Raw genomic sequence first — 15,775 nt, 5'->3', positions numbered from 1 at the left:
AAAATATGAAAAGAACATACCAACCACATAAAACCCCTAAAAAAAGAACTCACGGCTTTCGTGTACGCATGAAAAGTAAAAATGGTCGCAAAGTGATCAATGCTAGACGCGCTAAAGGTAGAAAAAGATTAGCGGTATAAAAGATTTTCTAAGTATTAACGACTTAGGAGAGTTTGCAACAATTTATAAAGAAGGTAAAAAATGGCATTGCGAAGGCATGATCATCTTTTACATTTTAAGTGATGAAAAAAAATTCGCTGTTGTTGCTAGCAAAAAAGTTGGAAAAGCTGTCGTAAGAAATAGAGCCAAAAGGCTCTTAAGATCAGCTTTTTTTCAGGTTAAAAATCAAGTTGAAAACGGAAAATACATACTTGTAGCCAAAACAAGTATCAATGAAATTCCTTTTTTAAAATTAGAAAAAAACTTGAAATGGGGTTTGAAAAAAATAGGATGTATAAAATAGCTTGTCTAAAACTTATCAGATTTTATCAACTCTTTATCAGTCCTTTTAAACCACAATGCTGTAGGTATTACCCAAGTTGCTCTGAATATGCCTTGTGGCAATTTAAAAAAAATAATATTTTTAAAGCATTTGGTGCAGTTTTTTTAAGAATTTTAAAATGCAATCCGTTTTTTAAAGGTGGTATTGATTATCCTAAAATACGCAAGAATAATCTAAACTCAGGTATATGTTTTAAACCTAGTTTTAATGCTTTAAAACAACTCAACTATCTTTATATCCCTTGCAACGATAATCAATTTTTTTTAATTAAGATTATATTTCCAAAGGACAATCCGTGTCAGAAAATTTATCTCAACAAAAACGCATATTAATTGCTGTTGTATTATCATTTTTATTTTTTGTAGTTTATGATTATTTTTTTATCCCCAAAGCTCCACAAACTGAGCAAAATATCACCCAAATAGAACAAAACAATTCAGCCCCACAAAGCACTACAAGCACAAACACCCAGGCTCCAAAAACAGAACTTAGTGTTAATCAAAAAGAAGAAATAGCAGTTGTTAAAAGTGAGCATTTTGAAGCACATATTGACTCTTTAGGTAGAATAGCTAAATTTTATCTAAGTGATGAAAAATATAAAGACGAAAATGGTAAAAGTATTAATCTAATAGATACTTCTTTATCACCTTTACCACTAGAAGTAAGATTTAGCGATGTAAAAATCAATCAAGAAGCTTTTAATACTTCATATACCACAAGTCAAAAAACTATCAATGTAAGCGATGAAAACACAACCTTAATCCTCACTCAAAATCTAAATGATTTAGTAGTAACTAAAAAAATCACTTTCCATAAATATGGAAACTACGATTTAGAGGTTAATCTAAGCAAAGACGCAGCTTATTTTATCACTCCAGGTTATCGTCCAAATATAGCGGTTGATAGCTATACAGTGCATGGGGTTTTAATCTTAGATAAAGATGATAAAATCACAATGTTAGAAGATGGCGATGTAGAAAATGATGAAAGTTTTTCTAATGTAACCCTTATGGCAGCTTCAGATCGCTATTATAGTGCTTTCTTTTATAATTTTGAAAAACCACTTAATGCTGTAGTTACTAAAGATAATCGCGAAAACTCTATCGTTTTTGCAAGTGCGACAAATACTTTTAAAGCAAGCGGTTATGTTGGCTCAAAAGAGCATGAAATTTTAAGAAGCATTCATGCTGATTTAGATGATGTGGTAGAATATGGTTGGTTTACTTTTATAGCTAAACCTATGTTTGAATTTTTAAATTTCTTACATGGTTATTTGGGTAATTGGGGTTGGGCTATTGTAGTGATGACTTTAATCGTGCGTATTATTCTTTTCCCACTTACTTATAAATCAATGATTTCTATGAATAAACTCAAAGATTTGGCACCTAAAATGAAAGAAATCAGAGAGCGCTATAAAGGTGATCCGCAAAAAATGAATTTACATATGATGGAACTTTATAAAAAACATGGCGCAAATCCTATGAGTGGATGTTTGCCTATACTTATTCAAATTCCAATTTTCTTTGCAATTTATAGAGTTTTACTAAATGCCATAGAACTTAAAGCTGCACCTTGGGCTTTTTGGATTACAGATTTATCCGTAATGGATCCATGGTTTATTTTACCTATATTTATGGGTCTAACTATGTTTATCCAACAACTTATCACACCAATGGCCATACAAGATCCTATGCAAGAAAAGATTATGAAATTTTTACCATTAATTTTCACTTTCTTCTTCTTAACCTTCCCAGCAGGTTTAACTTTATATTGGTGTGTAAATAATATATGCTCACTTATTCAACAAGTGATTGTAAATAAACTTTTCAAAAACCACAAAAAAGAGGAAATAGCTAAACATGAACATAGAAGCTAAAGACTTACAAACCGCACTCATAGAAGCCTCAAAGCAACTTGAGTGCTCTGTGATTGATCTAGAATATGAAGTTATTCAGCATGCTAAAGCAGGATTTTTTGGTTTGTTTAGAAAAAATGCTATTATTTGTATCAAAGGGCATAAAAAAATTCAAAAACCTCATCAAGAAAAAACTAAAAAATTTCATAATGAGAAATTTAACAAGCATACGCAAAAAAACTTTGATAAAAACGAACCAAAGAAAGAATACAAAGAAAATTTTCAAAAACCAATTGAAGATATTGCTCAACCTAAGGAGCATTATAAAGTAAAAAATGATGCCATTTTTGATTCATTTCATAAAGAATCTTCAGAAGAAAGAAATATCACTTCTTATATCGATGAGATAAAAATTTCATTAGAAAAGCTACTAGCAACTTTTGATTTTGACATCAAGGTTATACAAGTTAGTGTTTGGGATGAAAATTGTGTATTGATAAAACTTGATGGAGAAGATGCGGCTTTACTTATAGGCAAAGAAGCTCATAGATATAAGGCTTTTTCTTATTTGCTTTATAATTGGCTTAGCGCTAAATACAAAATTCAACCAAGACTAGAAATTGCTCAATTTTTAGAAAATCAAACCCAAGCTATAGAAAATTATTTAAAAATTCTTATAGAAAAAGTAGAAAACACAGGAAGAGTTCAAACAAAACCACTTGATGGAATTTGGCTAAAACTTGCTTTAGAAAAATTAAGAGAACGCTTTCCTGACAAATATGTAGCTATCAAACAAAATGACGATCAAAGATACATCGTTGTGAATGATTTTTTGAAGAAAAATGAATGAATGATACTATAGCTGCCATTGCCACAGCCCATGGAGTGGGCTCTATAAGTATTATTAGAGTAAGTGGAGAAAAAGCTTTAGAGCTTGCATTAAAAATTACCCACAAAAAAGAACTAACACCACGCTATGCACATTTGTGCAAACTTTATAAAAACAACAACGATTTTTTAGACGAAGCTTTAGTAATTTATTTTAAAGCACCCTACTCTTTTACAGGAGAAGATATAGTAGAATTTCAACTCCACGGAGGCTTTTCTTTAAGTGAAATTTTGCTCGATGAGCTTATTTTAACAGGAGCGCGTCTTGCCAACCCTGGTGAATTTAGCAAAAGAGCTTGTTTAAATGGAAAAATGGATCTTTTAAAAGCTTTAAGTATACAAGATGCCATCATGTCAAAATCAGCAAGTGCTGCAAATATCATAGCAAAAAATATTAAAGGTGATTTAAGTAAATTTTTAAATTCTATTAGAATAGATCTTGTTCAAACTCTTGCTTTTGTAGAAACTAGTATTGATTATGCAGATGATGACTTACCACAAGATTTACTTGATCAAATTATCACTATGTGTGAAAAAAATTCAAAACTTTTACGCGATATAGTAGATATTTCTTTAAGCAAAAAAGGACTTATAGAGGGCTTTAAAGTTGCTATTATCGGTAAACCAAATGCAGGAAAAAGTTCCTTGTTAAATTCACTTTTGGCTTTTGATAGGGCTATTGTTTCTAATATTGCAGGTACCACAAGAGATCGTATCGAGGAAAGTTTAAAAATAGGCTCGCATTTAATCAAAATCATCGACACAGCAGGTATAAGAAATGCAGATGATGAGATAGAAAAAATCGGAGTTAATTTAAGCTATGAAAGCATTAAAGAAGCAGATATCATCATAGCTGTTTTTGATGGTTCTAAAGAATTTGAAGAAGAAGATGAGCGTATTTTACAAGCTTTAAAAAATTGTGATAAAAAAATCATTTATGTTTTAAATAAAAGCGACCTAGTTACCAAATTTCAACATGAAATTAGCACTTCTTGTATACGCATTTGTGCTCAAGAAAACACCCAAGCCATAAAGGAAAATTTAAATGAATACTTAAATACTTTAGATGGTGATGGAATGCTAATAAGCAATACCTTAATACTCAATGCCTGCAAGAATGCTAGCGAAGCTATTTTGCGCGCAAGGGATTTATTAAAAGAAAGTTCTTTAGAACTTTTTGCTTTTGAACTAAATTTAGCCATAGGAGAAATAGCCCAATTTACAAAAGATTTTGAAAGAGATGAAATTTTAGATGCTATGTTTAGTAATTTTTGTTTAGGTAAATAAAAAAAGGAGAGAAAATGGATAAAGAAATTATAAAACAACACAAAATTAGCGATGAGGAATATCAAGAAATTTTAAATATATTAGGTAGAGAGCCTAATTTGCTAGAGCTTGGAGTAATTTCTGCTATGTGGAGCGAGCATTGCTCATATAAATCAAGTAAAAAATACCTTAATGGCTTTCCAACTAAAGCTCCTTGGGTAATCCAAGGTCCTGGTGAAAACGCTGGAGTAATAGATATAGGCAAAGGAATGGCGGCTGTATTTAAAGTAGAAAGTCATAATCACCCAAGTTTTATAGAGCCTTTTGCGGGCGCAGCTACAGGTGTGGGCGGAATTTTGCGCGATGTTTTTACCATGGGTGCAAGAGTTGTTGCGGGTATGAATTCTTTAAAATTTGGTAATATCCATGATGAAAAAATAGGCAAACATCAAAAATATTTAGTTAAAGGTGTGGTAAGCGGAATTTCACACTATGGTAATTGCATGGGTGTACCTACCATAGGTGGAGAATGTGCTTTTGATGAGTGTTTTAATGGAAATATCTTAGTTAATGCTTTTGCACTTGGAACTTGCAAAATCGAAGATATTTTTTATGCAAAAGCTGAAGGTGTAGGCAATCCTGTAATTTATGTAGGTTCAAAAACCGGTCGTGACGGGCTTGGTGGAGCAGTGATGGCAAGTGATAGTTTTAATGAATCTAGTAAAAGCTTAAGACCAACTGTGCAAATTGGCGATCCATTTGCTGAAAAATTATTAATGGAAGCTTGCTTGGAACTTTTCAAAACTGATTATATAGTTGGAATTCAAGATATGGGTGCAGCAGGACTTACTTCAAGCTCTTTTGAAATGGCAGGACGCAGTGGTAGCGGCATGAAACTTTACCTTGATAAAACTCCTATGAGAGAAGAAGGTATGACTCCTTATGAGTTAATGTTAAGCGAATCTCAAGAAAGAATGCTAATTTGCGCTAAAAAAGGCTATGAAGAAAAAGTTATTGAGATTTTTAATAAATGGGGGCTTGATGCAGCTATTATAGGCGAAGTTACAGATACTGGCAAAATGGAGCTATTTTGGCATGATGAATTAGTTGGTTTAATCCCGATTGAGCCACTAAGTGAAAAAGCACCTATACTTGATAGACCTGTAGCTAAACCAAAATACTTAGATGAAATAAAAAACTATCAATTTAAACTTAACATTCCTACTCAAGAAGCATTTGAAAAACTTCTTGCAAATGAAAATGCTAACGATAAAGCCTATATTTATGAGCAATTTGACTCAAGCGTACAAACTAATACTTTAAAAAGCGATGGAGCTTTAGGAGCAAATAGCATTAGAATTAAAGAAAACAATTGCTTACTTTCTATGGCAATTGAGTGCAACTCAAGATTAAACTATGTAAATCCAAAAATCGGCGCAGCAGCAGCCGTTGCAAGTGCAGGTAGAAAAATAGCATGCTCAGGAGCTAGACCTTTGGCAATTAGTGATTGTTTAAACTATGGCAACCCGCAAAATCCTGAAGTAATGTGGCAATTTGCACAAGGTTGTGAAGGCATTAAGCTCGCTTGTAAAGAACTCAATACCCCTGTAGTAAGTGGCAATGTTTCTTTATATAACGAAACCGATGGAGTAAGTATTTTTCCAAGTCCAACCATAACTTGTGTTGGAGTAAATGAAAAAGCAGAAAATGTTTTAAAATCATATTTTAGTAAAGACACTAGAGCTATTTATCTACTTGGAGAAAGCAAAGGTGCTTTTGGTGGATCTTTGATTGCTAAAGTACTAGATCAAAAAGTAGCAGGAGAGCTTGAAGATATAGATTTTAACGCAGAATTAAAACTATGGGATTTCTTACTAAAAGCAAACGAAGCAAAATTGCTTGATTGTGCTAATAGCATAGGCATAGGTGGTCTTGCTATCACTTTAGCTAAAATGAGCGCAAAGGCAAATTTAGGTATTGAAGTAAAGACTGATTTTGAAGATAAGAGTTTTATTTTTGAAGAAAGTCCAACAAGAGTTATAGTTGGTGTTAAAAATGAAGAAAAATTTATCAAATTTGCAAATGAAATGGGAATTAAATTTACAAAACTTGGAAATTTAAATGAAAAAGATTTTATTTTAGATGATATTAAGATATCTTTAGCAAAACTACAAACAATTTATTTTGATAAATTTAATGAATATTTAGGATAAAAATGCTTTTTATTTTACTTGTATTGGCAATTTTGGCATTTTATTGGTATTATAAAACATGGGGTAAAGATGATCTTTTAAGCTCTTTTAAAAAAGGAGCTAAAAGCTTCTCTCAAGGTTTTAAGCAAGGCTATCACGAAGAAAGAATTGATGGCTTTAAAAGAAGATTAAACTACTATGTTATAGCACTTTTAGCAAAAATAGCAAAAAGCGATGGCAGAGTTAGCGAAAATGAAGCTAATATGATCTCACAAATTCTTGATTATAATGCTAAAGATTCAAGAGAAAGAGAGTTTTTAAAACAAAGTTTCAATGAACACAAAAACACCTTAAATGATACCTATGAAGTAGCCAAAGAACTCATCAAGGAAGTACCTTTACCTCAACAAGAAAGAATTAATATATTAAATGTTTTGGTCGCAATGGCCTTGATTGATGGGGAACTTAACAGCACTAAAAAAGATGTATTAAAAGCCATTATCAAAGCCTTTAATCTTGATGTAAACATACTTGAGAGACTTCTAAATTCTATGCAAACTCAAAAAGTAGGTATGAATTTGCAAAAAGCATGTGAGATTTTAGGTGTAAGCGAAAATGTAAATTTACAAGAGCTTAAAAAACGCTATAGAGAACTTGCTAAAAAATATCATCCTGATATTTTAAACGCAAACAACAGCGATGAAGCAAAAATAAAAGAAGGTGTAAAAAAATTTCAAGAAGTTAATGAATCTTATGAATTTTTAAAACAATACATAGAAAGGAAAAATCAATGAAAGCACTAATTAGTGTTAGTGATAAAGAAGGAGTGGTAGAATTTGCTAGTGAGCTTGCAAAATTAGGTTTTGAGCTTTTATCTACTGGAGGTACTTACAAGCTTTTAAAAGAAAATAACTTGCAAGTACAAGAAGTTAGTGATTTTACTCAAAGCCCTGAAATGTTTGAAGGACGCGTAAAAACCTTACACCCAAAAATTCATGGTGGAATTTTATACAAAAGAGAAGATGAGAATCACCAAAAGCAAGCTAAAGAGCATAATATTGAAAGCATAGACTTACTTTGTGTGAATTTATATCCTTTCAAAAAAACTACAATTTTAACCCAAGATTTTGATGAGATTGTAGAAAATATTGATATCGGTGGTCCTGCTATGATACGTAGTGGTGCAAAAAACTTTAAAAATGTCATTGTAGTTTGTGATATTTTAGACTATGATAAAATCATACAAGCCTTAAAAGATAATACTTTAGATCTTGATTTTAGAAGAGTATTGATGATCAAAGCTTATGAGCATACAGCAAATTATGATGCTTATATAGCAAATTATATGAATGAGCGTTTTAATGGTGGTTTTGGTGCAAGTAAATTTATTGTTGGTCAAAAAGTGTTTGATACAAGATATGGAGAAAATCCTCATCAAAAAGGCGCCTTATATGAATTTGATGACTTTTTCACACACAATTTTACAACCTTAAAGGGTGAAGCAAGTTTTAACAATCTAACCGATATCAACGCAGCTTTAAATTTAGCAAGTGCTTTTGATAAAGCTCCAGCAGTAGCCATTGTAAAACATGCAAATGCTTGTGGATTTGCCATAAAAGAAAACTTACTCCAAAGCTATATCCATGCGCTTAAATGCGATACCTTAAGTGCTTATGGTGGGGTTGTAGCTATCAATGGAACTTTAGATAAAGAATTGGCACAAAAAATCAATGAAATTTATATAGAAGTAATCATTGCAGCAAATGTAGATGATGATGCTTTGGAAGTATTTAAAGATAAAAAGCGTATTAAAATCTTTACACAAAAAGCGCCATTTTTAACTAGAGCTTATGACAAATATGATTTTAAACATATTGATGGTGGTTTTGTATATCAAGACAGTGATGAAGTTAAAGAAGATGAATTAAAAAATGCGGTGTTAAAAAGTGAAAGAAAAGCTAGCGAACAAGAATTAAAAGATCTTGAAATAGCTATGAAAATTGCTGCATTTACCAAATCAAATAACGTAGTTTATGTAAAAAATGGTGCTATGGTGGCTATTGGCATGGGCATGACAAGTCGTATTGATGCAGCTAAAGCAGCTATTAATAAAGCCAAGGAAATGGGACTTGATTTAAATGGTTGTGTTTTAGCAAGCGAGGCTTTTTTTCCATTTAGAGATAGCATAGATGAGGCCAGCAAAATAGGTGTAAAAGCCATCATCGAACCAGGTGGAAGTATAAGAGATGAGGATATCATCCAAGCTGCTAATGAATATGGTATTGCATTATATTTTAGTGGCGTAAGACACTTTTTACATTAATACAAGGAGTTTAAATGTTTAAAAGCATAGGTGCAAAGATATCTTTAGCAATGATTTCTACATTGCTAATTAGTTTTATTATTATGCAAATTATTTTACAAAAAGACTCTCAGCAAACGACCGATAGAATCAGCCGTGCAAATTTAGATACCTTAAGCACTTCTGTTTTTCAAACACTAAGAATGGCGATGAATTTGGGTGATCCTGCCATTATAGAACAAGCTATAAAAGAAGCAGGTGAAATAGAAGGCATAAAAGATATTAAAATTTATCCTTCCAAAAGCACCATTGAGCTTTTTGAAATGCAAAAATATACAAAAAGTGATGAAAGTATTATCAATGAGCAATTTAACAAACCAGAAATTAAAGCGGTTGAGATTAATAATGATCAAGGGCATTATCTAAGACTCATACGCCCATTAATTGCTAATGAAAGTTGCTTAGCTTGTCATGCTAATGCTAAAGAAGGTGATGTTTTAGGGGTTATGGATATGTATAATGACTTAAAACATATAGATGATGATTTGGCAAGTTCAGCTAGAACCTATATTGTGATTTTTAGTATAGCTTTACTTTTTACTGTTTTTGCTGTACTTTATATCTTGAAAATAGTTGTGGGTAATCCTGTTTTAGATCTTTTAAAACACGCTAAAGAATTAGCTAGTGGCGATGGAGATTTACGCGCAAGAATTAACATAAAAAGTACTGATGAGATAGGTAAGGCTTGTACTTATATTAATCAATTTATTGAAAAAATTCAAAATGCAGTGATTTCTACTAATGAAAATTCTCAAATGGTAGATAAACAATCTAAACTTTTAAATGCCAATGCACTTGATCTAGCAAATAGAACTAAAGAAGGTCATACAAAAACTGATGAATCTTATCATTTAAGCGAGCAAATACATACAGAATTGCAAGATCTTGCTGAACTTTCAAACAATGCAAATAAGGCAAATACAAAATCTTTTGAAGTTTTAAACACTATGCTTGATTCACTAAATCAGGTAGTTGACAAAGTAAGAGTTGTTGCAGAAAATGAAGATGTGTTATCTCAAAAAGTTGAAGTTATGGAAAAACAAGCAGAAGAGATTAAAAAAGCTTCTGATATGATGGGAGAAATAGCTGATAAAACCAATCTATTATCTTTAAATGCAGGTATTGAAGCAGCACGTGCTGGGGAATTTGGTCGCGGTTTTTCAGTTATTGCTGAAGATGTAAGAAATCTTGCTCAAAACTCAGAAGAATTTTTAAAAAATATTGCTATTGTGACCAAGCAATTAGTAGATAGTATTAATGAAGTTTCCAAAGAGTTAAAACACAATGCTAAAGAAATTAATTCTCTAAATCAAGATGCAAAAGATCTTGTAGAAGGAACTAATGAAGTAAAAGTTTGCAATGAAAATGCAAGAGATTTAGCAAATGCTTGTATGCAAAAAATCTCAAGTACACAAGAAACTTTACAATCTTTGCTTGATAAAATGCAAGAAACAGTAAAATTAAGCGACAAAAATGAAGAAATTTCAAAAATTTTACTTGATGTTGCTCATGAGTTAAATGTAGTTTGTCAAAATTTAGAAGATGAATTAAAACATTTTCATGTATAAAGGAGAATCAAAATGAAAAAAATAATTACATTAAGTATAGCAAGCTTAGCTATTTTTAGTGGGTGTTCTGTGGCAAATTTAAGTGTTGATGATTTACAAAATAAAGAATTTACCATAAGTTCTTATGAAGCTAATGGAAAAAGCTATGAACTTCCTCAAAATTCTAAAGCAAGCATTAGTTTTGATAATAAGGACAAAAGAGTTTTTGGTATTTCAGGATGTAATAGATTTTTTGGTGGCTATAAAGATCAAGGAAATAGCATTAAAATAGAAGATAATCTTGCTTCAACAAAAATGCTTTGTGATCAAGAATCTATGAAATTTGAAGATAATTTCTTAAGAAATTTCAACGGAGATTTTCAAATTACTAGCGATGATGATGGAATTGTTTTGGAAAATAAAAAAATGAAAGTATATTTAAAATAAGCCTAAAGGCTTATTTTAAATGCTCTAATATATCCTCACAAACCTTTCTAGGTTCTTTTGCTTTATAAATAGGTCTTCCAACCACGATAAAATCTGACAAATTATCCTTAGCACACTGTATATCAGCTACTCTTTTTTGATCGTCTGAATTTTCTTTAAAAGGACGAATTCCAGGGGTTAATGTGATAAAATTTGAATTAGTGTTTTCTTTTATCAATAAACTTTCATATACCGAACAAACCATACCATCAAGACCACTTTCATAGCTAATTTTAGAAAAATCCTTAACGGCTTGTTTGATATCTTGTTTATATACACTAAAAAATTCTTGCTCATCAAAACTAGTTAAAGCAGACACAGCAAGCACCAAAGGTCTTTTACTTAAAGCGTTTAAACGCTCCATAATCATACACATAGCACTTTTACCTGCACTTGCATGGATATTAAACATATCCACATCAAGCTTAGCAAGTTCTTCGCAAGCATCTGCCATAGTATTTGGTATATCATAAAGCTTTAAATCTAAAAAGATTTTAAAATCATCCACTTTTTTAATCGCCTCTAAAAGCTTTATTCCATCTCTTAAATATGATCTAAGCCCTATTTTAACCCAAAGATCTAAACCTTTTAATTCTTTGGCTAAATTTATACATTCATCATAACTTGCTACATCAAAAGCTACACAAAGCTTCATTGTTCTTCCTTGTTGATTTTATCTAGTACTCCATTGATAAATTTAGGAGCATTATCTCCTGCCATTTCTTTTGCAAGCTCTATAGCCTCATTAATAACAATCGCTTTTTGTGTAGATGTAAATAAAATCTCATAAGCACCCAAACGCAAAATAGCCTTTTCTATATTAGCTACTCCATCTAACTTATGCTCTTTTAAACACTCATTGATTTTCTCATCAAGCAAAGTAAGTTGCTCATTAATACCATTATATAAATCTAGAGTGAATTTTCTTTGGTCATTACGAATTTTTTTCTCATCTAAAAATTCATTGATAAAATCTTTATTTTCTTGGTTTAACTGTGCTGCATAAAGCAAAGAAACTATACTTTGTCTTACTTGGTGTCTAGTAGCCATCTTAAGCCTTAATTTTTTGGATTAAATTAAGCATTTCAACTACAGTAAGCATAGCTTCAAAGCCTTTATTACCTGCTTTACTACCTGCTCTTTCTATAGCTTGCTCTAAAGTATCGGTTGTTAAAACTCCAAAGCTTACAGGCACATTAGCTCCAAGCCCTACGCTTGCTATACCTTTGGTAGTTTCAGCTGCTACATAATCAAAATGTGGTGTACTTCCACGAATTACCGCTCCAACACAACAAATTCCATCAAATTTTTTACTCTCACAAGCTTGTTTTAATGCAAAAGGAATTTCAAAAGCACCTGGCACTAAAATAAGACTTAAGTTTTCTTCCTTACCCCCATGTCTTAAAAAAGCATCTTTAGCACCTTCAACTAAACGATCTGTGATGATATGATTAAATCTTGCATTGATAATCGCAATTTTCTCATCACCTTTTAAACTTAAATTTCCTTCTATTATATTCATAATTTTCCTTTTTAAATGATTTCTTGAATTTTTAAAAGCGTATTTACGCAGTTTTTAAGTCTTGAAAGATCAAGCATATTTGGTCCATCGCATAAAGCTTTGCAAGGATCAATGTGCGTTTCAAAGAAAAATCCATCTATACCTACACTAGCAGCAGCTCTTGCTAAAGGCTCTACAAATTCACTTTTGCCTCCACTACTTCCACCATTTGCTCCTGGCATTTGCACACTATGAGTAGCATCAAAAATAACTGGAGCATATTTTCTCATGATAACCAAACTTCTCATATCTACAACTAAATTTCCATAGCCAAAACTCGAACCTCTCTCAGCTACAAAAACCCCATTTTCTTTGGCTATTTCAAAACCTTCTTCGTTGATGCCTCTAGTTTGTAAAATTTTAGCTACACTATATTTAATATCTTCAGGATTTAAAAATTGTCCCTTTTTTACATTTACCTTAGCCTTTGTTTTAGCAGCAGCTACTAATAAATCAGTTTGCCTGCATAAAAAGGCTGGAATTTGTAAAACATCTACAACCTCAGCCGCAACACTTGCCTGAGAACTCTCATGAATATCAGTAAGAATTTGCATACCAAATTTATCTTTCACTTTTTGCAAAATTTCCAAACCTTTTTCAAGACCTGGTCCTCTAAAACTATTAATACTAGTTCTATTTGCTTTATCAAAACTTGATTTAAAATAAAAATCAATTCTATCATCTTTTAAAAAGCATTCAAGCTCTTGCGCTACCTTAAAGACTAGTTCTTCATTTTCTATCACACAAGGCCCTGCTATTAGTATCATTTTTTTCATCATTTTTCCTTGTTTTTTATTATTTTACTTTATTTTTATTATTTTCTTCAAGAGGGAAAACAAAATTTAAAATAATAGCTGTAATCCCACCTGCTGCAATCCCTGAAGAAAATAAAGTTTTAAACCACATTGGCATAAATTCTAAAATATCAGGATTATTAGAAACTCCAAGCCCTATACCTAAACTCATAGCTATAATGATAATGGAGCGACGATTTAAATTTTCTTTAGAAATAATCCTAACACCCGTTGCGGCTATAGTACCAAACATTACTAAAGTTGCTCCACCTAAAATAGGCTCTGGAATTTGCAAAGTAATATCAGCCACAATAGGAAATAAACCCAAAATCATCAACATAAAAGCTACAATAAACCCCACATAGCGACTTGCAACACCCGTTAAAGCTATAACGCCATTATTTTGCCCAAAACATGAGTTTGGAAAAGTATTAAAAAAGGCTGAAACAAAGGAATTAAAACCATTTGCTAAAACCCCACCTTTTAATCTTTTTGCATAAAGTTCACCTTTAACCGGCTGATTGGAAACTTCGCTAGTAGCACTAATATCACCAATAGTTTCTAAAGAAGTTACCATAAAAACCAAGATCAAAGGCAAAATGAGATTATAATCAATACTCAAACCATAATGCAAAGGATCAGGTAAAAACACTAAAGGCAAATTTTCATTAAAATCAAAGCTAAAATTTTCAAAAGTCATAGCCACTAAAAGCCCTATTATCATAGCTATAAATAAAGAAGAAATTCTTATATAGGCATTATTAAAACGATTTAAAACAATAATACTTAAAATTACAACTCCGGCTAATAATAAATTTTGCAAAGAACCAAACTCACCACTTGCTTTAGCCGCAAATCCACCCCCTGCACTTACAAGGCCAACATTAATCAAACTAAGACCTATAATCATCACTACTATACCAGAAACCAAAGGCGAAATCACTCTTCTTACAAAAGGTAAAATTTGAGAAATAATCATTTCAGTAGTAGAACAAAGCATCAAAGTGCCAAAAATAGCTCCAAGCATTGCTTCTTGCGATAAACCATTATTTTTTAAAACAAGCCCACCTAAAATAATAGGCGCAACAAAGTTAAAACTAGTCCCTTGAATAGATAAAAGTCCGCTCCCTATAGGACCCCAAGTTTTAATCTGCAAAAGCGAAGCAACACCTGAAGCAAAAAGTGACATACATATAATTCTAGCTGTATTAGCATCATCTATTCCAAGACCCTTGCAAATTAACAAAGCAGGTGTAATCACAGCCACAAACATAGCCATCAAATGCACTAATGCAGCAAAAAACGCCTTAGCAAAAGGTGGTTTATCTTCTAAACCATAAATTAAATCTGCTTTATTTTCCATTTTTCTTTCCTTTTGTTTGCTTACTAACCAAAATAATTCCTCCTAAAATAATGCTAAAAATTCCTATAAAAACCATAAAACTAGGAAATTCATCTCCTAATAATATGCCCAAAAATAAAGTAAAAACTACATCTATATAACTAACCCCTGCAACAATCCCTGCCTTTTTTGCTACACCATAAGCTTTAGTAACATGAATTTGATACATTGCTCCAAAAATTCCCATTAAAACAATAAAAATCCAAGCTTTAAGACTAGGCATAACAAAAGGAGCAATTAAAAAATCAAGCTCTTTTATTTCATAAAAAGAACCTATAATCATAGACATTAAAGGCATAAGAGTACCAATTAAAACAAAAGATAAAGCTATAAAAGGTGCTGGGTATGATTTTCTAAGTTCTCTTACACTAGTTAGCGCTAAAGCTGCACAAAAACCACTTAAAATTCCTAAAATACTATTTTTTAAATCAAAACCTGAATGCATAGTGCTATCTGCAAAAGGTTGACAAATTAACAACACTCCTATAAACGCGATCAAAATCCCAAAACAAGCTTTTATTCCTAAACTTTCTTTAAAAAACAAAAAAGCAATCAAAGCTATAAAAATAGGTGCTGTTTTTTGAAAAGCAAAAGCACCGCCTAATGAAATATTAGAAACATTATAAAAGAAAAGATATAAAGCAATCGTTCCTATAATACCTCTAAAAATAAGCAGTCCAAGATGTCCGCCACTTTTATGAAAATTTAATTTTGAAAGCGCATAAAGCATAAAAGCTGTTCCTATAATATTTCTAAAAAACATAATTTCAATCGATGATAATTCTTCACTAAGAATTTTTGCACAAGCACCTACAAGTGCAAATTCTATGGAAGCAATAATCATAAAATATATACCTAAATTCTTTTTAACTATTCTTAACATATAAATTCCATATAAAAATTCCCGTTATTTTAGTCTT

The 15,775-nt window shown here is 31.5% G+C and carries 17 protein-coding genes; 11 read left to right on the top strand and 6 right to left on the bottom strand.

Going from position 1 to position 15,775, the window contains the following annotated elements; translation table 11 throughout:
• The first annotated feature begins 5 nt into the window (after positions 1–5).
• The 11 genes from rpmH to L8X40_RS03770 are packed head-to-tail and all read left to right on the top strand — an operon-like array spanning position 6 to position 11,059.
• Positions 6–140 (top strand): 50S ribosomal protein L34, encoded by a 135-nt coding sequence (gene rpmH / locus L8X40_RS03820; protein ID WP_012661270.1) that lies wholly within the window; start codon positions 6–8, stop codon positions 138–140.
• Positions 137–463 carry a ribonuclease P protein component gene (gene rnpA, locus L8X40_RS03815; protein WP_192866626.1) on the top strand — a complete coding sequence of 109 codons (327 nt, stop codon included), beginning with the start codon at positions 137–139 and terminating at the stop codon, positions 461–463. Before rpmH ends, rnpA begins: the two co-directional genes overlap by 4 nt.
• Positions 451–834 carry a membrane protein insertion efficiency factor YidD gene (gene yidD, locus L8X40_RS03810; protein WP_039617892.1) on the top strand — a complete coding sequence of 128 codons (384 nt, stop codon included), beginning with the start codon at positions 451–453 and terminating at the stop codon, positions 832–834. Before rnpA ends, yidD begins: the two co-directional genes overlap by 13 nt.
• Positions 798–2,378 carry a membrane protein insertase YidC gene (gene yidC / locus L8X40_RS03805; RefSeq protein ID WP_263667348.1) on the top strand — a complete coding sequence of 527 codons (1,581 nt, stop codon included), beginning with the start codon at positions 798–800 and terminating at the stop codon, positions 2,376–2,378. Before yidD ends, yidC begins: the two co-directional genes overlap by 37 nt.
• Positions 2,362–3,207 (top strand): Jag N-terminal domain-containing protein, encoded by an 846-nt coding sequence (locus L8X40_RS03800; protein ID WP_214100529.1) that lies wholly within the window; start codon positions 2,362–2,364, stop codon positions 3,205–3,207. The genes yidC and L8X40_RS03800 overlap by 17 nt, the downstream gene beginning before the upstream one ends.
• Positions 3,204–4,532 (top strand): tRNA uridine-5-carboxymethylaminomethyl(34) synthesis GTPase MnmE, encoded by a 1,329-nt coding sequence (mnmE, locus tag L8X40_RS03795; protein ID WP_263667347.1) that lies wholly within the window; start codon positions 3,204–3,206, stop codon positions 4,530–4,532. Before L8X40_RS03800 ends, mnmE begins: the two co-directional genes overlap by 4 nt.
• 14 nt (positions 4,533–4,546) lie before the next feature.
• Positions 4,547–6,724 carry a phosphoribosylformylglycinamidine synthase subunit PurL gene (gene purL / locus L8X40_RS03790; RefSeq protein ID WP_263667346.1) on the top strand — a complete coding sequence of 726 codons (2,178 nt, stop codon included), beginning with the start codon at positions 4,547–4,549 and terminating at the stop codon, positions 6,722–6,724.
• Positions 6,725–6,726: 2 nt separating this feature from the next.
• Positions 6,727–7,497, top strand: a complete 771-nt coding sequence (locus tag L8X40_RS03785) for a DnaJ domain-containing protein (RefSeq protein ID WP_263667345.1) — start codon at positions 6,727–6,729, stop codon at positions 7,495–7,497.
• On the top strand, positions 7,494–9,026 hold the full coding sequence (gene purH, locus L8X40_RS03780) for a bifunctional phosphoribosylaminoimidazolecarboxamide formyltransferase/IMP cyclohydrolase (RefSeq protein WP_263667344.1): 1,533 nt from the start codon (positions 7,494–7,496) through the stop codon (positions 9,024–9,026). Before L8X40_RS03785 ends, purH begins: the two co-directional genes overlap by 4 nt.
• A gap of 14 nt (positions 9,027–9,040) precedes the next feature.
• Positions 9,041–10,633 (top strand): methyl-accepting chemotaxis protein, encoded by a 1,593-nt coding sequence (locus L8X40_RS03775; protein ID WP_263667343.1) that lies wholly within the window; start codon positions 9,041–9,043, stop codon positions 10,631–10,633.
• Positions 10,634–10,645: 12 nt separating this feature from the next.
• Positions 10,646–11,059, top strand: a complete 414-nt coding sequence (locus L8X40_RS03770; protein ID WP_263667342.1) for an META domain-containing protein — start codon at positions 10,646–10,648, stop codon at positions 11,057–11,059.
• A 10-nt stretch (positions 11,060–11,069) separates the two neighbouring features.
• Here the strand turns inward: L8X40_RS03770 and pyrF are convergent, their stop codons facing one another.
• The 6 genes from pyrF to L8X40_RS03740 are packed head-to-tail and all read right to left on the bottom strand — an operon-like array spanning position 11,070 to position 15,738.
• A complete protein-coding gene (pyrF, locus tag L8X40_RS03765) occupies positions 11,070–11,753 on the bottom strand; it encodes an orotidine-5'-phosphate decarboxylase (RefSeq protein WP_214126104.1) in 684 nt (227 codons plus the stop codon).
• A complete protein-coding gene (gene nusB / locus L8X40_RS03760; protein WP_263667341.1) occupies positions 11,750–12,148 on the bottom strand; it encodes a transcription antitermination factor NusB in 399 nt (132 codons plus the stop codon). Before nusB ends, pyrF begins: the two co-directional genes overlap by 4 nt.
• A 1-nt stretch (position 12,149) precedes the next feature.
• Positions 12,150–12,620, bottom strand: a complete 471-nt coding sequence (ribE, locus tag L8X40_RS03755; RefSeq protein ID WP_214124644.1) for a 6,7-dimethyl-8-ribityllumazine synthase — start codon at positions 12,618–12,620, stop codon at positions 12,150–12,152.
• A gap of 11 nt (positions 12,621–12,631) precedes the next feature.
• Positions 12,632–13,435 (bottom strand): 3-deoxy-8-phosphooctulonate synthase, encoded by an 804-nt coding sequence (kdsA, locus tag L8X40_RS03750; protein WP_087699493.1) that lies wholly within the window; start codon positions 13,433–13,435, stop codon positions 12,632–12,634.
• A 19-nt stretch (positions 13,436–13,454) separates the two neighbouring features.
• Positions 13,455–14,816 (bottom strand): uracil-xanthine permease family protein, encoded by a 1,362-nt coding sequence (locus L8X40_RS03745; protein ID WP_214100521.1) that lies wholly within the window; start codon positions 14,814–14,816, stop codon positions 13,455–13,457.
• Positions 14,806–15,738: a DMT family transporter gene (locus L8X40_RS03740; RefSeq protein WP_087699496.1), complete on the bottom strand. Its 933-nt coding sequence runs from the start codon at positions 15,736–15,738 to the stop codon at positions 14,806–14,808. Before L8X40_RS03740 ends, L8X40_RS03745 begins: the two co-directional genes overlap by 11 nt.
• Positions 15,739–15,775: the final 37 nt, after the last annotated feature.

It is taken from the genome of Campylobacter sp. CNRCH_2013_0855 (assembly GCF_025773025.1).
Lineage (GTDB): Bacteria > Campylobacterota > Campylobacteria > Campylobacterales > Campylobacteraceae > Campylobacter_D > Campylobacter_D jejuni_C.
This window is presented reverse-complemented; position numbering and strand designations above follow the sequence as displayed.